The following is a 17,973-nucleotide window of genomic DNA, read 5'->3' as shown; positions in this document are numbered from 1 at the left end:
GACCAAACCCTTATGCCTTCCGGCCTTTTCGCCCTGCTCGACGACATCGCGACGATCGCGAAGGTCGCCGCCGCGAGCATCGACGATATCGGCGCCGCGGCGTCGAAGGCCGGGGTCAAGGCGGCGGGGGTGGTCGTCGACGATACCGCGGTGACGCCGCGTTACGTCACCGGCTTTACTCCCGACCGCGAACTGCCGATCATCTGGCGGATCACCAAGGGGTCCATCTTCAACAAGCTGGTGCTGATCCTGCCCGCGCTGCTACTGCTGTCGGCGATCGCGCAATGGGCGATCACGCCGCTCTTGATGATCGGCGGCGCCTATCTCTGCTTCGAAGGCGCCGAAAAGGTGCTGCACTCGCTACAGAAGGACAAGACGAGCCTTGCCGAAGATGCCGCGATCGTCGCCGATCAGGATCATGAAGAGGTGATGGTGAAGGGCGCGGTGCGGACCGATTTCATCCTGTCCGCCGAGATCATGGTGATCGCATTGAACGAAGTGCTCGACGAGCATTTCGCGATGCGCGCCGCGACGCTCGCGGTGGTCGCGGTCGCGATCACCATAGCGGTTTACGGCGTCGTCGGCCTGATCGTGAAGATGGACGACATCGGCCTGCACATGGCGAAGGAAGGGAACAGCGCGCGCCGCGCGATCGGGCGGGGGCTCGTGACCTTCATGCCCAAGCTGCTCGCGGCGCTCGCGCTGATCGGCACCGCGGCGATGCTGTGGGTCGGCGGCCAGATTTTCCTCCACGGGCTCGACGAATATCATATCGGCAATATCGGCCACGGGCTGCACGATTTCGCGCATTCGGTCGCGGGGGGCCTGCCCGGCGCGGGCGTGTGGGAATGGCTGATCAACGCGGGCGGTGCGGGCGTGTTCGGGCTGCTGCTCGGCGGCGTGATCGTCGGTGTGCTGCATATGCTGCCGGGGAAGAAGGCGGCGCACTAATCTCGTCATCCCGGACTTGATCCGGGATCCATTGCGGCGGCGAAGTCATGGCCCCCGGATCAAATCGAACGAGCCACGTGCCTCGTTCGAGGGGGGCGAAGGAAATATCGTGCCGGCTTGCCTTAAAGCCACAAAAGACCCGCATGTACGCATCGAAACTGTGTCCTTTGTGGCCTTAAGGAGACAAAGGATACGGACGCGCGCGTCGATAATGTCTCTTTTGTCGCTTTAAGCCCGATGGGCGACGCGTACCAAATAGACGGGGAGAAAGAGCCAAGACGGAGGCTCTCACACCGAAATAATGTAGGAAAGCGTTTATTGCGGCGTGGCGGTCAGCCCAGCAGGACGACCGGGCTGTCGGCGCGCCAGTGCATGCTGACCTTGTCGTCCCAGGTGAAGTCTTCCTGATCGTGGCGCGAGAGGTTGGGGCGTGAGACGCGGATGCGCGCGCCGGTTTCCAGCTCGATCTCGAACAGCGTGATGTCACCGAGATAGGACATGCCCTTGATCTTGCCGCGCGCGAAATTGTGACCGTCGGGCGCGTCCTGCGCCGCCGCCGTGACCGCCTTCCCGGCGCCGGGAACATGGAGATAGATTTTTTCGGGCCGCAGCGCGACCCAGACCTCGGCGCCGTGCGGACCGGTAACGCCGTGGTTGAGATAAACCTTGCCGAGCCCGGGGCACTCGACCGCCGCCTTGTCGGGTTCGTCGAGCGTCAGCTTGCCCTCGAAGATGTTCACCGAGCCCACGAAATCGGCGACGAAGCGGTTGGCAGGATATTCGTAGAGGTCCGACGGCGCCGCGAGCTGCGATACATCGCCCTTGTTGATCACCGCGATGCGGCACGCCATCGACAGCGCTTCGTCCTGGTCGTGGGTGACGGTGACGAAGGTGATGCCGACCTTTTCCTGCAATTCCGACAGCTCGAACTGCATCTGCGCGCGGAGTTTGGCGTCGAGCGCCGACAGCGGTTCGTCGAGCAGTAGCACCTTGGGCCGCATGACGAGGCTGCGCGCTAGCGCGACACGCTGGCGCTGCCCGCCCGACATCTGGTCGGGCATGCGGCTTTCGAACCCGCCAAGCTTGACCAGATCGAGCGCTTCGGCGACGCGATCCTTGACCTCGCCGCCTTTGACGCCCGCAATCTTGAGACCATAGGCGACATTGTCGGCGACGCTCATGTGCGGGAATACGGCATAGCTCTGGAACACCATGTTCACCGGCCGCCTGTTCGGCGGGATGCCCGCCATATCCTGTCCATCGATCAGGATGCGCCCTTCGGTCGGCAGTTCGAACCCGGCGATCATGCGCAGCAGCGTCGTCTTGCCGCAGCCCGACGGGCCGAGGAGGACGAAGAATTCGCCCGCGTTGATGTCGAGGCTGACATTGTCGACCGCGGTGACCTTGCCAAAGCGTTTCGAGACATTCTGGATCTGGATGATCGGGCGGGCGGGGTCGGTCATGACGATATCCTGATTCCGTTCGTGTCGAGCGAAGTCGAGACACCGTGAGGGCGTGCATCACCGATGGGCATCTCGACTTCGCTCGATGCGAACGGGGAAGGGGAGTGAACGGAAAAGGGGGTGGCCATCAATGCGTCTCCGCAATGGCTTTCACGCCCTGCGCCTTGAGGGCGACAAAGGTGAGGGCGACGGTCAGGATGATGAGCAAAGTCGAGGCGGCGTTGACCTCGGGCGTCACCGAGAAGCGGACCATCGAATAGACCTTTACCGGGAATGTGATCGTGTCGGGGCCGCTGGTGAAATAGGTGATGACGAAATCATCGAGGCTCAATGTGAAGGACAGCAGCGCGCCCGCGATGAGCGCGGGCTTGATGTGCGGGATCAGCACGTCGCGGAAAACCTGCCATTCGCTCGCGCCGAGATCCTTCGCGGCTTCTTCCTGCTCGCGGTTGAAGGTCGCGAGGCGCGAGCGCACGACCATCGTCACGAAGGGGAAGCAGAAGGTGATGTGCGCGATGGTGATCGCGCCGAGGTTGAACGGCCAAACGAGGTCGGTCGGCCAGCCGGCCGCGGCGAAGAACATCAGGAAGGCGACGCCGAGGCATATTTCGGGGACGATGATCGGCAGCGAGATGGTGCCGTCGACCGCGCCCTTCAGCGGAAAGCGGAAGCGCCATAGCATCATTGCCGCGACGGCGCCCAGCGCGAGGCTGGCGATCGTCGCGAGCGCCGCGATGGTCAGCGAATTGAGCAGCGCCTCGACCAGCTGGTCGTTGCCCAGCGCCTTCTCGTAATATTTGGTCGTGAAGCCGCGCCACACGACGTTGCGCTTGCTGTCGTTGAAGCTGAAGATCACGAGCACGATCAGCGGTGCGTAGAGGAACAGCATCACCGCGCTGACCCAGAGGCGCATCCACAGCGTGCGGCTATATTCGAGCGGTGCGATCGGCGTGCGAGCGAAGGGAGCCATCAGTGGGCGTCCGGCACTTTTTTGCGCATCGACTGGATCGCGATCAGCGCGAACATCGCATATATGAGCAGGAAGGAGAGCGCGGCGCCGAAGGGCCAGTCATTCGCTTTCTTGAACTGGCGCTCGATGACATTGGCGATCATCTGGCTGTCGGTTCCGCCCATCAGGTCGGGGGTGAGATAGGCGCCGAGCGCGGGGATCAGGGTGATCATCACGCCCGCGATGATGCCCGGCGCGGCGAGCGGGACGACGATGCGCATGATCGTGCGGAAATGGCCCGCTCCGAGGTCGAGGCTCGCCTCGATCAGGCTGCGGTCGAGCCGGTCGAGCGCCGCATAGAGCGGCAGCACCATGAAGGGCAGGTGGACATAGACGAGACCAAAGACGACCGCGAAATTGTTGAAGAGAAGCGGCACGGGCTCCCACGTCGGCAGCGGTTGCAGCCCGACGAGCGTCTTGAGCCAACTCGTCCCCTCCCACAGCGCGCCGAGCCCCTTGTTCGCGAAGCCCTGTGTTCCGAGGAGCATCATCAGCGCATAGGTGCGGATGAGCAAATTGGTCCAGAAGGGGAGCATGATGCCGAGCAGCAGCCACGGCCGCCATTTCTCGCTGGCAAAGGTGATCGCCATCGCGACGGGAAAACCGACGATCAGGCATATGAGGGTGACGAGCGCCGCGACCGCGAAGCTTTTGCCGAAAATGGTGAGATAGAGCCACTCGGTCGCGCGTTTGTAATTTTCGAGCGTGCCCGAAATCTCGATCTCGGTGAGGCCCTTGTTCTCGCCGAAGCTGTACAGCCAGACGATCGCCATTGGGACGAGGAAGAAGAGCAGGACCCAGACGAGCGTAGGCAACGATACCGCCGCGAAGACCCCTTTGTTCGTTTTCCAGTCCTGTTCGGCCACCCCCCGATGCCCCCTTCAGACCGTCAGGCCGCCCGGACCCGCGTGAAGGCTTCCTCGTAGAGCGGCTGCAATTCGGCATTGAAGCGCGCATATTCGCATTTAGCCAGCGCTTCGGCGGGCGGGAAGATGACGGGGTTGTTCTTGTAGCTGTCGGGCATCAACGCCTTCGCCGCAGCATTCGGCGTCGGGTAGAGGATCGTCTCGGTGATTTCCTTGTCGACCTGGGCGTCGAGGATATAGTTGATGAAGGCGTGAGCATTTTTCGGGTGCGGCGCGCCTTTCGGAATGCAGAGATTGTCCGAATTGAGCTGGCTCCCCTCCTTGGGAATGACGAAATCGATATCCTTGTCCTCGACCATCGCCTGCGCGATATCGCCATTATATTCGAGCACGACGTCGCAATCGCCCTTGAGCAGCAGGTCCTGCCCGTCGTCCTCGTGGAATTTCTTCACATTCGGCTTTTGCTTGATCATCATCTTTTCGATCGTCGCTATGTCCGCCGGGGTCAGCGCATTGACCGATTTTCCGAGATATTTGCCGTAAAGTCGGAACATGTCGCCGGCCTCCGACAGCCAGGCGATGCGGCCCGCATATTCGGGGCTGTCGAACAGGACCTTCCAGCTGTCGGGCTTTGCCGACACTTTCGACTTGCGATAGCCGATCCCGAGCGCGAGCCAGGTGTAAGGCATCGAAAATTTGCGCTGCAGATCATATTCGACGTTGATGTACGCCGGGTCGATATTCCGCTTGTTCGGAATCAGGCTATGGTCGAGTGGCAACAACATGCCGGCCTTCGACATCCGCTCGACGAAATCGTTCGACGGCACGATCACGTCGTAACCGGGATTGCCCGCCTTGAATTTGGCGAACAGCACGTCGTTGCTGTCGAACAGGTCCATCGTGACGTCGACGCCGGTCGCTTCCTTGAAATTGTCGAGCGTATTCTCGCCGATATAGGTGTCCCAATTATAAAAGTTGAGCTTGGCTTCCTCCCCGTTCGCGAGGGTTTTTCCGCCCTGCTTGCTGCACGCCGCGAGCCCGCCGAAACTGATCCCGACCGCCGCAACGCCGAGCGCCTGGAGCAGCGAGCGGCGCCCGCGGGTTTGCTTGATCAGTTCGTTGAAATCCATGGCCAGCCTCCCTGTATGGGACTCAAGCTGACTCAATAGCGGCGGCTTGGAAAGAGGATTTTTGCGCTGGGTTCCGAATTTTTGAAACTTTCATGCGTTGCGAAGATACCAGTCGTAATCGAGCGTCGGTACCACGCTGAAATAATTGTCTTGTTCGACGCGCTTCACGGTGCTGAACATATCGACGAACCGGGTGCCGAGATAATCGCGCATCAGCTTCGATGCATGAAAGCGATCGACGGCGGCAAACCAGTTGGAGGGCGGCTTGTCGCCGCCGCTATTGTCGCGGTCGTAACCGTTGCCGACCACCGCGGGGCCGGGGTTGCTCTGGTTCACCATGCCGTGGTGCATGCCGGAAAGGACGGCCGCAACGGCGAGATAGGGGTTGGCGTCGGCGCCGCACGCGCGATGTTCGACGTGGCGGCTCGGCGCCGGACCGGCGGGGATGCGGAATGACACAGTGCGGTTGTTGACGCCCCATGTCGGCGCGACCGGCGCGTAGCTGTTTGCCTTGAAACGGCGATAGCTGTTCGCGTGCGGCGCGAAGAGCGCGAAACCGTCGCCGACGCTGCCGATCATGCCGCCGATCGCGTGGCGCAGCGCGGGTGTGCCTTCGGGATCGTCGCTCGCGAAGATATTGTTGCCCGCCGCGTTGTCGACCGACACATGGATGTGCATGCCGCTGCCCGCCTGATCGGCGAAGGGCTTCGCCATGAAGGTGGCCTCGATCCCCTGTTGCTGCGCGATCGCCTTGACGAGCCGCTTGTACATGATCGCGTCGTCGCACGCGTGCAATGCGTCGGGTTTATGGCGCAAGGTGAGTTCGAACTGGCCCGGCGCGAATTCGGAGATCGCGCTTTCGAGCGGCAGACCCTGCACGTCGGTCGCGGCGTAAAGTGCGTCGAAGAAGGAGCGGAAATCGTCGAGTTCGCGAAGGCCATAAACCTCGACGTTGCGCGGGGTGTCGCGGCTGTAGCCGGGACGCGCGGGGCGGACGCGCCCATCGCGCGCGCGGCGCGGGTCGACGAGGTAGAATTCGAGTTCGACCGCGAGCACCGGCGTCAGGCCATCGGCGGTATAGCGGTCGACGACGCGGCCGAGGACATGGCGCGGATCGAGGTCGTGCGGCGTGCCGTCGAGCTCGTAGAAACCGACGAGGAATTGCGCAGCATTCTCTCCGCCCCAAGGGGTGCGGACGAGCGTGCCGGGGATCGGCTTCATCGAACGGTCGGCGTCGCCATCCTCCCATACGAGGCCGGTTTCGACCGTGTCTTGTCCGGTGATGTCGACGACGGTAATCGATCCCGGCATCATGCGGCCGCTGTCGTACACCGCGAGCACCTCGTGCTGGCGCAGCCGCTTGCCGCGCGGCACGCCGCCCATGTCGGTGTAGATCATCTCGATCGAATCGACGTCGGGGTTCGCCTTGAAGAAGGCTTCGGCTTCCGACCGGTCGGCGATCACGCCCGACGACTTCGACATATATGCTCCTTCACCCCAACCGGTCGCGCAGCGCATACCAGAGCAGCCCGAGCGTGGCGAGCGGGCGGCGCAGCCATTTTCCGCCGGGGAAGGGCTTTGACGGCAAGTTCGCCAGAATATCGAAGCGTTCAGCGGTTTCCGCCATCGCCTCGGCGATCAGTTCGCCGGCGAGCGTCGTCACCAGCGCGCCGTGCCCCGAAAAACCGTGGGCGAAAAAGATGTTTCCGCGACGCCCGATATGCGGCAGCCGGTTCATCGTCACCGCCACCGCGCCGCCCCAGCCATAATCGATCTTCGCATCGGCGATCTGCGGGAAGACTTCGGCCATGAAGGGCCGCACAAATGCCGCGATATCGCGCGGCGGGGTCTGTGAGTAGCGCTCGCCGCCGCCGAAGATCAGCCGCTTGTCGGCCGAAAGGCGGAAATAGTTGAGCACGAAGCGGCTGTCGGCGACCGCCGCGTCGGTGGGGAGAAGTTCGTCGGCATTCGCGAGCGGTGCAGTCGCGATATTATAGTTCATGATCGGCACGGTGTAGCGGCCGAGATCGGATTCGATGTCGCCGATCCAGCTGTCGGTGGCATTGATGATGTAGCGAGCCTTGGTGGTGTCGAGCGATGCGCGGCACCCCTCGACGATCCGCACTCCCGCCGCCTCGGCTGCTTGAGCGAGCCCGATCGCGTAATTCAGCGGATGGAAATGGCCGCCCCGCGGATCATGGATGCCACCATGGTAGAGCGGGCTGGCGATATGCGTGGCCATCTCGCTTTCTTCGACAATATCGGTGCGATAGTCGAAGCGGTTCGCAAGATAATCGGCCTCGCGCCGCATGGCGTCGAAGTCTTTCGGCGTCCACGCCGCCTCCAGATGTCCGGTCTTGAGGTCGCAGTCGATGCCATGCTGTGCGATCCGGGCTTTCACCCGATTGTCGCGCCAGCAGAGATCGAACAGCGCATCGGCGCGCTCGCGGCCGAATTCCTCTTCGAGTTCGGACGCCGTCCAGCGAAGGCCCGGAATAAGCTGCCCGCCGTTGCGCCCGGACGCGCCGAAACCGACATGCTCGGCCTCGATCAAAATGACCGAAAAGCCGCGCTCGGCGCAAGCGAGCGCGGCGCCAAGTCCGGTGAAGCCGCCGCCGATGACCGCGACATCGCATTCAAGGTCGCCTTCGATGTCAAACTGCGGTCGCCGCTCGTGCGCGGTCGCGGCATAATAGCTATGGCTCAGCGGATCGGTCATTGGTGAGCCGACCTTCTAATTCCGTTCGCGTCGAGCGAAGTCGAGACGCCTCTCTGTCCTGCACGACGTCTCGACTTCGCTCGACGCGAACGGGGAAGGGGCGGTTTTGGCAAGCTGCTAAACCCGCATCAACAGATGTTCGCGTTCCCAGCTCGAAACCACCGACTGATAGTTGAACAGCTCATAATCCTTCACCGCGAAAAAGATTTCAAAGAAATCGTCGCCGAGCAGGTTGCGGACCTTCTTGCACGAGGCGAAGCGGTCGAGCGCTGCCTCGAGCGTGCGCGGCAGCGTGCGCGCGCGGTTGTACGCGCTTCCGCTGATCGGCTTGGGTGGGACCATGCGGTCGACCATGCCGATATAGCCGCACACGAGCGACGCCGCGATTGCCAGATAAGGATTGCTGTCGGCGCCGGGCAGGCGGTTTTCGACGCGGCGGTTGTGCTTGTCGGCGATGGGCACGCGGAAGCCGCAGCTCCGGTTATCTTCGCCCCACTGGACGTTGATCGGGGCGGCGCTGTCGGGACGCATGCGGCGGAAACTGTTCACATTGGGCGCCCACATCGGCGAGATTTGCGGCATGAAGCGGATGAGGCCGGCGATATAGCTGCGGAACGCCGCGCTGTCGCGACCGTTGGCGGTGGCGAACAGGTTGCGCCCGGTCTCGGCATCGACAATCGACTGGTGGACGTGCATCGCGCTTCCCGGCTGGCCCGCCATCGGGTTCGCCATGAAGGTCGCATAGACATTATGCTGCTTCGCGACGTTGCGCACGACCCGCTTGAACAGGAACACCTCGTCGGCAAGGCGCAGCGGATCGCCGTGGATGAAATTCACCTCGAGCTGCGCGGCACCCATTTCGTGGATCATCGTGTCGATATCGAGCCCCATCAGCTCGCAATCGTCATAGATATGATCGATGATATCTTCATATTCGTTCATCGCCTCGAGCCCGTAGGGCTGGCTGGCGTTCTCGCTGCGACCCGACTGGCCCGTCGGCGGGGTCAGCGGAAAATCGGGGTCGGTGTTCTGCGAGACGAGGTAAAATTCGACTTCGGGCGCGATGATCGGTTTCCAGCCCTTTTCTTCGTAGAGGCCGAGCACTTTCTTGAGGATCGTGCGCGGCGCGATGTCGACTTCGGTGCCGTCACGGTTGAACGCGTCGGCGATCACGAAGGCGGTCGGCGAGGTGAAACCGGGCGCGACGCAGATCGTGTCGGGGTCGGCGATCAGGACCTTGTCGGGATCCTTGTCCCAGATGTCGTCGATGTCTTCGGGATAATGGCCGTCGATCGTGCAGATGAAGACGCTGCCCGGGATGCGCAGCGACTTGTCCTTGACTGACGAGAGGAACTTCTTGGCCGGCAACACCTTGCCGCGCTGAACCCCGTTGATATCGGGGACGATACATTCGACTTCGTCGATATTATGGTCGCTGATCCATTGTTCCAGATTGACTGACATGCGCCCCCGATTGGGCCGAGGAGCCGGCCCGCTTGTGGAAGACAAGCCTATCCTGAAGTTGGCTCAAGCGCCAGAGGGGCCGGTTTTGACGTTGCCAGCCGTGCGCGCGCCCGCCAGATTGGGCATGACAAGATCAGGAGATGTTCGCGATGCGAGGTGACAACGACCAGCTGGCCGCCTTCTGGATGCCCTTTACCGCGAACCGGGCCTTCAAGCGCCAGCCGCGCCAGCTCGTTTCGGCGAGCGGCATGTTCTATCGGTCGAGCGACGGGCACGAAATCCTCGACGGGACGTCGGGTCTGTGGTGTAGCAACGCTGGCCATTGTCGCCCCGAGATCAGCGAGGCGATCGCCAAGGCGGCCGCGACGCTCGATTTCGCACCGACGTTTCAGCTCGGCCATCCGCTGCCGTTCGAACTGGCGCAGCGGCTTGCCGAGCTGATGCCCGGGGGGCTGGATCGGATATTCTTTACGAATAGCGGCTCCGAGTCGGTCGATACCGCGCTCAAGATCGCGCTCAATATCCAGCGTGCGAAGGGCGAGGGGACGCGGACGCGGCTGATCGGGCGCGAGCGCGGCTATCACGGCACCGGTTTTGGCGGGATCAGCGTCGGCGGACTAGTCAACAACCGCCGCGCGTTCGGCTGCGGGTTGCCCGGGGTCGACCATCTGCGGCATACGCACGATATAGAACGCAACGCCTTTTCCCGGGGATTCCCGCAGCATGGCGCCGAACTCGCCGATGATCTCCAGCGGCTCGTCGACCTGCATGGCGCCGAAACGATCGCGGCGGTGATCGTCGAACCGATGGCGGGATCGACCGGCGTGCTTGTGCCACCCGTCGGCTATCTCCAGCGCCTGCGCGAGATTTGCGACCGGCACGGCATCATCCTGATCTTCGACGAGGTGATCACCGCCTTCGGGCGCGTCGGCAGCGCGACGGCGTCCGGAAGCTGGGGCGTGACCCCCGATATCATCACCATGGCAAAGGGTCTCACCAACGCGGCGGTGCCGATGGGGGCAGTCGCCGTGAAGCGCGAATTGCACGATGCGGTGATCGACAGCGTGCCGGGCGGGATCGAGCTGTTTCATGGATATACCTATTCGGGGCATCCGCTGGCGAGCGCGGCGGGGCTGGCGACGCTCGACCTTTATGCGCGCGATGGCCTGTTCGACCGGGCGGGCCAGCTCGCCGCCTATTGGGAGGATGCGGCGCATAGCCTGAAAGGGCGGCGTCATGTCGTCGACATCCGCACGATCGGGCTCGTCGCGGGGATTGAACTCGAACCGCGCCCGGGGGCGCCGACCGCGCGAGCGATGGAACTGTTCCACGCCTGCTTCGACAATGGGCTGCTCGTCCGCGCGACAGGCGACATCATCGCGCTGTCGCCGCCGCTGATCGTCGAAAAGTCGCAGATCGACGAGATGTTCGGACGGATCGCCGATCTGCTGGGTGCGATCGACTAGGCGGCGAGCGGGAAGGTCACCGACACCGTCGTTCCCTTGCCAAGCTCGCTCTCTATGTCGAGCTGGCCCTGGTGGCGCTCGCTGATATGCTTGACGATCGCGAGGCCGAGGCCGGTACCGCCGACCGAGCGGCTGCGCGCCTCGTCGACGCGATAGAAACGTTCGGTCAGGCGCGGCAGATGATCGGGCGCGATGCCGTCGCCTTCGTCGCTGACCGACAGCCGCACGCGGCTTCCTTCGCGCGCCAGCTCCACAGTGACCGGGGTTCCCGGATGGCCATATTTCATCGCGTTCGAGATGATATTGTGTGCGAGCTGCCCCAGTTGCGCGCCGTCGCCGAGCATCGGCTGTGGCGCCTCGCCAAGCATCACAACGATGTCCTTCGCGCGCGGTTGTTCGCTATCGCGAAGCTGCGCGACCGACGTCTGGACGATCGCCGCGAGGTCGATCGGCGTCGTCGGGCGGCGAAAGCGGTCGGCCTCGACGCGCGAGATCGAAAGCAGGTCGATGACGAGCTGTTGCATCCGCCCTGCCTCGCGGTGGATAATCGACAGGAAGCGGCTGCGCGTCGGTGCGTCGGCCTCGCCGTTCATGTCCTGCAGCGTCTCGACATAGCCGAGGATCGCGGCGAGGGGCGTGCGCAGTTCGTGGCTCGCATTGGCGACGAAATCGGATCGCATGCGGTCGGCGGCGTCGATCGCCGAATGATCCGACAGCATGACGATGCGCTGTCCGCCCGATAGCGCGGCGACGCGCATCGTCCAGCGCTGGCCGGGGCGAGGGAAATCGACAAGATTGACCGTTTCGAGCGGGCCGTCGCTATTGATGCGCGACAACCACTCGGTGGCCGCCGGATGGCGGATCGCGGTGCGTATGTCGGCGCCGACGATATGGCGCCCGAGCAGGCGGATCGCCGCGTCGTTGGCGATCGCGACGATGTTGTCGGAAACGCCCAGAAGCGGGTCCTTTTCCTGGTCGACCCAGCGTGCGAAATCGGGATGGCGAAGAAGCGAGACCGGCGTCGCTTCGGGCGCCGGCGTCGCACCCGGCACTTCGGAAAGCGAAGCGGGGAGGGCGCTGTAGACGATGCCTGCGGCCGCGAAGCCCGCGATCGCCATCATCGCAATCGACAGCGGGTCGCCCCCCGTCAGCGCGGCAAAGATCGCCGCGATGACGACCAGCGTCAGGGCAATGACGAGGCTGGACAGACGATCGAACATGCGCCGCCCGCGTCGCACGAAGCAGGGGATCAGCGCAAGCGGCTTTGGGCTGTTAACGCTTTTTGACAGCATGTGCCAAAGCGGGAAGCCAGAAGGCTGCGGCGGGCTTTTGCTTTTCCTAGGCGCCTCATTGCGTTATGCGCCGACCATGGAAAACAGCGACATCCCCGCCGGTCTGCCCGAAATGGATGGCGAAGCCGTCCCATCGCGCCGCAAGATGCTGGCGCTTGGCGCCGCCGGCGTGTCGGCTGCGCTGACGATCCGGCCCGCCTTTGCGCAGACCGCCGTATCGGTGATGAACTGCGAGATTCCGGTGCCCGGAACGACGGGGGCGGGCCAATATATCGATCGCGCGGGAAAGCTGGTGCCTCCGGGGACGAAAGGTGCGTTTCCGGGAGCACCGAGGCCGTTTACGGGCGAGGAAGTGAAACGCGCCTTCCGCGGCCAGACGCTGCCCGGAACGACCTACAATCAGTCGCAGGCCTATCTGCAATATATCCGGCGCTTGCAGGCGGGGCAGAGCGGCTTTACCTGTTTCGCATCGATCACGACGTCGCGCTGATTATCGCTTCCCGACAGGCGATGACGGTTTCAGCCGTATCGTCAGACAAGGGAGTTTTCGTGAAACTAGCATCGCTCAAAAAGGGTCGCGACGGCCGCCTGGTCGTCGTTTCGGACGATCTCGCCTGGTATGCCGACGCCGGCCAGATCGCCGGGACAATGCAGGCCGCACTCGACAATTGGGCCTATGCTGCGCCGCGCCTCGCCGCGCTCGCCGAAGACCTGAACCACGATGCGATACCGAAGGAGCGGTTTCACGAACGCGATGCGGCGTCGCCGCTGCCGCGTGCGTACCAATGGGCCGACGGCAGTGCCTATGTGAACCATGTCGCGCTCGTCCGACAGGCGCGCGGTGCCGAAATGCCTGACAGCTTCTGGCACGACCCGCTGATGTATCAGGGCGGCAGTGACGCCTTTCTGGCCCCTCGCGATCCGATTCCGCTCGGCGATCCTGCATGGGGCTGCGACATGGAGGCCGAGGTCGTCGTGGTGACGGGCGACGTTCCCGCCGGCATCGATGCCGCCGCGGCGCGCGAGAAAATCCTTCTCGTCGGCCTGACAAACGACGTGTCGCTCCGTGGGCTTATCCCCGCCGAACTCGCCAAGGGTTTCGGCTTTTTTCAGTCGAAACCGTCGAGCGCAATGTCGCCGGTGTTCGTGACGCCCGAGGCGCTTGGCGATCGCTGGCAGAACGGCAAGCTGCACGGGACGCTGTCGGTCGACCTCAACGGCGAGCCGCTGGGCCGCGCCGATGCCGGGGTCGATATGACCTTCGATTTCGGCGCACTGATCGCGCACGCCGCGAAGACGCGCGATTTGGGCGCGGGCACGATAATCGGGTCGGGCACGGTGTCGAACCGCGATGCCGACGGCGGCCCGGGCAAGCCGATCAGCGAAGGCGGGCAGGGTTATAGCTGCCTTGCCGAAGTGCGGACGGTCGAAACGATCCGGCTGGGCGAGCCCAAGACCTCGTTCATGAAAAAGGGCGATACGGTTCGCATCTGGATGGACGATGACCGTCATCACAGCATTTTCGGCGCGATCGAACAAAGCGTGGCCTGATGGAAAAGAGGGCGGAAGTCGCCTCCGCCCTCCTTTCTTTAACCGGCGCTGGAGCTGTGGTCAGCCCTTGCCGCCGAAGCTGCCGCCCGACATCGCGTCGCTCAGCGAACAGGCCGCCGGGCCCAAAATGACGATGAACAGCACCGGCAGGATGAACAGGATCAGCGGCACCGTCATGATCGCGGGCAGGCGTGCAGCCTTTTCCTCGGCGCGCATCATGCGCTCGTTGCGGAATTCGGCCGACAGGACGCGAAGTGCAGACGCTAGCGGCGTGCCGTATTTTTCGGTCTGGATCATCGTCGTGACCACGCCCTTCACCGATTCCAGATTCACACGATAGGCGAAATTCTCGAACGCCTGCCGGCGCTCGGTCAGAAAGCCGAGCTCGATCGACGTCAGGGCGAATTCTTCGCCCAGTTCGGGATAGGCGCGGCCCAGTTCCTTCGACACACGAGCGAAGGCGGAGTCGACCGTAAGGCCCGCTTCGGCGCAGATGACGAGAAGATCGAGCGCGTCGGGGAGGCCCTTGCGGATCGCGTCGGTACGCTTTTGGCGCATATTGTCGACGAAGAGGTCCGGTGCCTTGTAGCCGAGGATCAACGCACCCATCGTATAGGCCGAGCGTTTGAACGAAGTCAGGTCGGGCCACATATCGACCCCATAGATCAGAAAAAGCGCAAGGCCCCCAAACAGGATCGGCAACACCATGCGGCCGAAGATCACCGCGACGGCGAGATCCTTTGACCGGATACCGGCCTGCGCGAGCTTCTGCTGGACTTCCTTGATCTGGCCATCCTGCAGGACCTGGAGTTTGCCAAGAAAAGTGCGCATCTTGTCGGCGGTCTGGTTCTTGCGGACCAGCCGGGCGCGGCGCTTCGCCGTCGAGGCCGTGATGCCGGCCTTCAGTTGTTCGCGGCGATCGTTGAGCGCCTTGACGCGTTTCGTCATCGGGTTGCGCACGGTCAGCGCGTTGTAGATCGCAAACAACACGGCGAAGACGCCGACCGCCGCCAACATGGTGCCGGCCCATACGACGTCGATGCCGAGCAGGGTCGGACCGCTTTGCGCGCCTGTGAATGCGGACGAGAGAAGGAGGCTGCTGTTCACTGTTTCTGCCTCCTTTAGATTTCGAAATTGACCATCTTGGCCATGATGCCGGCACCGATGCTCATCCAGATCAGGCCGCCGATGCCAGCAATGATAAGGCGTTCCTCGACGAAAAAGCCTTCAAGGTAGCCAGGGTTTACTGTCCAGACGACGCCGAACACGAAGAAGGGCAGCGCGCCGACGATGTAAGCGGACGCCTTGGCTTCGGACGACATTGCGCGGATCTTGAGCTTCATCTGGGCGCGCTTGCGGAGGACGTCGGACAGGTTGGCCAGCGTTTCGGCCAGATTGCCGCCGGTTTCGCGTTGAATCTGGATCGTGATACAGAAGAATTGAAACTCGGGAGTGCCGAGCATCTCTGCCGATTCCTGTAGCGCAGCTTCCATCGTATTGCCGATGCGGATGCGCTCGACAACGCCCTTGAACTCTTCGCCGACGGGCCCGGGAAGCTCCTGGCTCACCACCTGAAAGGTCTCGGTGACCGGCAAGCCCGACTTGAGACCGCGGACAAGCAGGTCGATCGCGTCGGGAAAGCGGCTGTTGAAGGCGGCCACGCGCCTTTTGATCGTCATACCGACGACGAGATAGGGCAGTCCAAGGCTGAGCAGCAACCCGACCAGGCCGGCCATCAGGATGGGCGCGCGCACGATAAGCATCGCGCCGGTCGCGACGACGAATATTATCATCGACGCGAACATATATTGCGTCAGCGTCCAGTTCTTGCCGGTTCGGCGAATCCGCTTCTCAAGCTCTTCGCGGCGCGGCAACAGGTTGGTCAGCGATGAATCGCCATTGCGGCCCGACTGGATCGTCTTCCGCATCTGCGCCGCGACCACCGCTTCGGTCGAAGCGGCATGGCGATCCTTGACCATCGCCAGTCGCCGCGTCTTCGCCTTACCCTCTGAAGGCCCGCCGAGCAGGATCGCGAGGAGGGCGAAAGCCAGGAGGGCCCCGGCGATGATAAGGATGACTGGCAGGTTCATGGTCAGCTGGTGTCCGCTTCTATGACAGAGGATCGCGACGGCGTGCCGATGGCGTCCTCACGCCGCCTGCTTCGCGCCCTTTTTGGTCAAGCCGAGCTTGCCGAGCAGCGAACCGCCGGATTTGCTTTTCGCGGCCGAGACCGGTGCATCCTCGGCATCGACATCGGCGCCATCGAGGATGAGACGCATCAGATTGTTCCAAACTTGAGCCGATTTTGTGCCCTTGCAGGTTTCGGCATAGGATTTTCCGAGCTTCGCCGACTGGGCGACGAGCTTGGGGTCGAACGGGATGACGATGTCGATCGGCCGTTCGATCGAGGATTCAAACTCCTTGCGCGACAGTTCGCCGATTGCATTCTGGAACTTGTTGGCGACGAGCACGACGCGCGCGCCGGGAACGTTCTGCTTGAACCACGACAGAAGCCGGATCGTGTCCCGCGCCGCTGCGAGCGTCACGTCGCTGACGAGCAGGATGGTCCCCATTTCCGACACGAGGTGCGGGAAGGGGATTACCACCTGACGCGGGATGTCGACGATCGTCATCTCGAACGCGTTGCGCAACTCTTCCTCGAGCTGAAAAAAGGCTGAGCCGTCGGTCATCACCGGCTGATGGATCGGCGCTTCGGCCGAAAGCAGGCTGAGCTTGTCCGACGCGCGCACCATCGCGCGCTCGATGAACAGGCCGTCGATGCGGCTCGGATTGTCGATCGCATCGATCAGGCCGCGCCCGGGTTCGAGATCGAGCGTGAGGGCGCCCGTTCCGAAATGAACGTCGAGATCAAGCAGAGCGGTCTGGCGGTCCGCCTGTTCGCTGATCGCCCAGGCGAGCGACGTCGCGACAAGCGATGCGCCGACGCCGCCCCGGACACCCACGATACCCATCATGTGATGCGGCTTGTCGTCGTGCATATCGGCGTGTTTGGGGGCCGAAAGCATGGCTTGTGCCATGGTCAGCGATTCGCGGACCTGTTCGAGCGACAGCGGCTTCAGCAGATAGTCCTGAATGCCGCTGGACAGAAGGTCGCGATACAGGCGCACGTCGTTGACCTGACCGGCGGCGATAACGACCGTCCCGGGCTCGCAGACTTCAGCCAGCGCATTGATATCGTTGATCGGGTCGCCTGATTCGGACATATCGACGAACAGGATATTCGGGCTCGCCGACACCGACAGCGACTGCACCGCGTTGCGCAGGCCGCCCTTGTTGCACTTTTCGATCGGCCAGCCCATGTCGCCCGCCGCCGCGCGGATCAACTCCAGCGTATCGTCGTCGCAAACGAAGGCGTTGAAGGGATCACGTAGCCCTGCTGATTTGAAAGGAGCGTTCACTGGCTGCCTCCGCTGGTGGATGGTTTGGCCAATTCGCCGGCACCCGTCTGGGGTTTCGTGCGATAGGTCTGGATCGCGCGCGTCGCTGCGAGCGGATCATGTCCCGTGTCGCGCGTGCCTTTGATAAGGTCGTTGGGGTCAGCGACCATCGTGGCGAGGTTGCTGTTGATTGCGCAGCCATAATTGGACGAGGTCGCATTGGCCGGGTTCAAGGAGGACTTGCTTTCCCAGTTGGGGCATCCCGGAACCGAAGCCGACGCGCGCGTCACGACGACGCGCAGATATCCTTCCGGAACTGCGCCCGTCGTCACCGGCACGTCCCGGCTCAGCAACAGTCCGCGACGTTCGACCATCGCACGGACGGTCGCCTGTGCCGACGTTGCTCCATATGTCGTGGGGTCTTCGACCGCGATACGGTCGCCGTAGCGAACGCCCATCGCGTCGAGCCAGCCTTGCAGTCGACCCTGCTCGCTGGGCGGCAGTTCGCCATTCGCGGTTGCAACGTCGAATTGATAAAGATTGTTGCGCACCACCGGCTGATGCACCGATTCCAGGCTGCGATTGCTATATGCTGCGCCGGTGCATCCGGCGAGCGAGGTCGCGCATGCCAGGACCGTCCAAGTTGCGATTTTCTTCATCACTT

General features: G+C 63.0%; 16 protein-coding genes. 4 read left to right on the top strand and 12 right to left on the bottom strand.

What is annotated here, in order from left to right:
* The first annotated feature begins 12 nt into the window (after positions 1-12).
* Positions 13-951 carry a DUF808 domain-containing protein gene (locus tag E5675_RS11590; RefSeq protein WP_136174660.1) on the top strand — a complete coding sequence of 313 codons (939 nt, stop codon included), beginning with the start codon at positions 13-15 and terminating at the stop codon, positions 949-951.
* Positions 952-1,283: 332 nt separating this feature from the next.
* Here E5675_RS11590 and E5675_RS11585 read toward each other — a convergent pair whose 3' ends face one another.
* From E5675_RS11585 to E5675_RS11555, 7 genes are all read right to left on the bottom strand, one after another.
* A complete protein-coding gene (locus E5675_RS11585; protein ID WP_136174659.1) occupies positions 1,284-2,414 on the bottom strand; it encodes an ABC transporter ATP-binding protein in 1,131 nt (376 codons plus the stop codon).
* 127 nt (positions 2,415-2,541) lie between these two features.
* On the bottom strand, positions 2,542-3,384 hold the full coding sequence (locus E5675_RS11580) for an ABC transporter permease (protein WP_136174658.1): 843 nt from the start codon (positions 3,382-3,384) through the stop codon (positions 2,542-2,544).
* Positions 3,384-4,289, bottom strand: coding sequence for an ABC transporter permease (locus E5675_RS11575; protein ID WP_136174657.1), 906 nt, complete (start codon positions 4,287-4,289; stop codon positions 3,384-3,386). Before E5675_RS11575 ends, E5675_RS11580 begins: the two co-directional genes overlap by 1 nt.
* A 23-nt stretch (positions 4,290-4,312) precedes the next feature.
* Positions 4,313-5,419, bottom strand: a complete 1,107-nt coding sequence (locus E5675_RS11570; RefSeq protein ID WP_136174656.1) for a spermidine/putrescine ABC transporter substrate-binding protein — start codon at positions 5,417-5,419, stop codon at positions 4,313-4,315.
* A gap of 90 nt (positions 5,420-5,509) precedes the next feature.
* Positions 5,510-6,901: a glutamine synthetase family protein gene (locus E5675_RS11565; RefSeq protein WP_136174655.1), complete on the bottom strand. Its 1,392-nt coding sequence runs from the start codon at positions 6,899-6,901 to the stop codon at positions 5,510-5,512.
* A gap of 10 nt (positions 6,902-6,911) precedes the next feature.
* Positions 6,912-8,138, bottom strand: coding sequence for an FAD-binding oxidoreductase (locus E5675_RS11560; protein ID WP_136174654.1), 1,227 nt, complete (start codon positions 8,136-8,138; stop codon positions 6,912-6,914).
* A 117-nt stretch (positions 8,139-8,255) separates the two neighbouring features.
* A complete protein-coding gene (locus tag E5675_RS11555) occupies positions 8,256-9,602 on the bottom strand; it encodes a glutamine synthetase family protein (protein ID WP_136174653.1) in 1,347 nt (448 codons plus the stop codon).
* 149 nt (positions 9,603-9,751) lie between these two features.
* On the opposite strand from E5675_RS11555, the gene E5675_RS11550 reads away from it, so the two are divergent.
* Positions 9,752-11,068: an aspartate aminotransferase family protein gene (locus E5675_RS11550; protein ID WP_210727516.1), complete on the top strand. Its 1,317-nt coding sequence runs from the start codon at positions 9,752-9,754 to the stop codon at positions 11,066-11,068.
* Here E5675_RS11550 and E5675_RS11545 read toward each other — a convergent pair.
* Positions 11,065-12,288: an ATP-binding protein gene (locus tag E5675_RS11545; protein WP_136174651.1), complete on the bottom strand. Its 1,224-nt coding sequence runs from the start codon at positions 12,286-12,288 to the stop codon at positions 11,065-11,067. The genes E5675_RS11550 and E5675_RS11545 overlap by 4 nt on opposite strands.
* Positions 12,289-12,436: 148 nt before the next feature.
* Here E5675_RS11545 and E5675_RS11540 point away from each other — a divergent pair, with 148 nt between their 5' ends.
* Complete coding sequence (locus E5675_RS11540) at positions 12,437-12,850, top strand: hypothetical protein (RefSeq protein WP_136174650.1); 414 nt, start codon at positions 12,437-12,439, stop codon at positions 12,848-12,850.
* A gap of 59 nt (positions 12,851-12,909) precedes the next feature.
* Entirely contained in the window at positions 12,910-13,911 is a 1,002-nt protein-coding gene (locus tag E5675_RS11535) for a fumarylacetoacetate hydrolase family protein (protein ID WP_136174649.1), read from the top strand.
* Between the two features lie 60 nt (positions 13,912-13,971).
* Here E5675_RS11535 and E5675_RS11530 read toward each other — a convergent pair whose 3' ends face one another.
* From E5675_RS11530 to E5675_RS11515, 4 genes are read right to left on the bottom strand one after another with little or no spacing between them, the layout of a single operon-like run.
* Positions 13,972-15,018: a type II secretion system F family protein gene (locus E5675_RS11530; protein ID WP_235211526.1), complete on the bottom strand. Its 1,047-nt coding sequence runs from the start codon at positions 15,016-15,018 to the stop codon at positions 13,972-13,974.
* A 14-nt stretch (positions 15,019-15,032) separates the two neighbouring features.
* Complete coding sequence (locus tag E5675_RS11525; protein WP_136174648.1) at positions 15,033-16,001, bottom strand: type II secretion system F family protein; 969 nt, start codon at positions 15,999-16,001, stop codon at positions 15,033-15,035.
* Between the two features lie 57 nt (positions 16,002-16,058).
* Positions 16,059-17,330, bottom strand: coding sequence for a pilus assembly protein CpaE (locus E5675_RS11520; protein ID WP_136174647.1), 1,272 nt, complete (start codon positions 17,328-17,330; stop codon positions 16,059-16,061).
* Positions 17,327-17,968 carry a CpaD family pilus assembly protein gene (locus E5675_RS11515; RefSeq protein WP_136174646.1) on the bottom strand — a complete coding sequence of 214 codons (642 nt, stop codon included), beginning with the start codon at positions 17,966-17,968 and terminating at the stop codon, positions 17,327-17,329. The genes E5675_RS11520 and E5675_RS11515 overlap by 4 nt, the downstream gene beginning before the upstream one ends.
* Positions 17,969-17,973: the final 5 nt, after the last annotated feature.

The sequence above is a fragment of the Sphingopyxis sp. PAMC25046 genome, from assembly GCF_004795895.1.
In the GTDB taxonomy this organism is placed as follows: domain Bacteria; phylum Pseudomonadota; class Alphaproteobacteria; order Sphingomonadales; family Sphingomonadaceae; genus Sphingopyxis.
This window is presented reverse-complemented; position numbering and strand designations above follow the sequence as displayed.

Excerpts from the sequence above, each read along its gene's own strand:
- E5675_RS11590 (WP_136174660.1), top strand. The coding sequence starts at position 13 with ATGCCTTCCGGCCTTTTCGCCCTGCTCGACGACATCGCGACGATCGCG.
- E5675_RS11585 (WP_136174659.1), bottom strand. The coding sequence starts at position 2,414 with ATGACCGACCCCGCCCGCCCGATCATCCAGATCCAGAATGTCTCGAAA.
- E5675_RS11580 (WP_136174658.1), bottom strand. The coding sequence starts at position 3,384 with ATGGCTCCCTTCGCTCGCACGCCGATCGCACCGCTCGAATATAGCCGC.
- E5675_RS11570 (WP_136174656.1), bottom strand. The coding sequence starts at position 5,419 with ATGGATTTCAACGAACTGATCAAGCAAACCCGCGGGCGCCGCTCGCTG.
- E5675_RS11565 (WP_136174655.1), bottom strand. The coding sequence starts at position 6,901 with ATGTCGAAGTCGTCGGGCGTGATCGCCGACCGGTCGGAAGCCGAAGCC.
- E5675_RS11560 (WP_136174654.1), bottom strand. The coding sequence starts at position 8,138 with ATGACCGATCCGCTGAGCCATAGCTATTATGCCGCGACCGCGCACGAG.
- E5675_RS11555 (WP_136174653.1), bottom strand. The coding sequence starts at position 9,602 with ATGTCAGTCAATCTGGAACAATGGATCAGCGACCATAATATCGACGAA.
- E5675_RS11550 (WP_210727516.1), top strand. The coding sequence starts at position 9,752 with ATGCGAGGTGACAACGACCAGCTGGCCGCCTTCTGGATGCCCTTTACC.
- E5675_RS11545 (WP_136174651.1), bottom strand. The coding sequence starts at position 12,288 with ATGTTCGATCGTCTGTCCAGCCTCGTCATTGCCCTGACGCTGGTCGTC.
- E5675_RS11540 (WP_136174650.1), top strand. The coding sequence starts at position 12,437 with ATGGAAAACAGCGACATCCCCGCCGGTCTGCCCGAAATGGATGGCGAA.
- E5675_RS11525 (WP_136174648.1), bottom strand. The coding sequence starts at position 16,001 with ATGAACCTGCCAGTCATCCTTATCATCGCCGGGGCCCTCCTGGCTTTC.
- E5675_RS11515 (WP_136174646.1), bottom strand. The coding sequence starts at position 17,968 with ATGAAGAAAATCGCAACTTGGACGGTCCTGGCATGCGCGACCTCGCTC.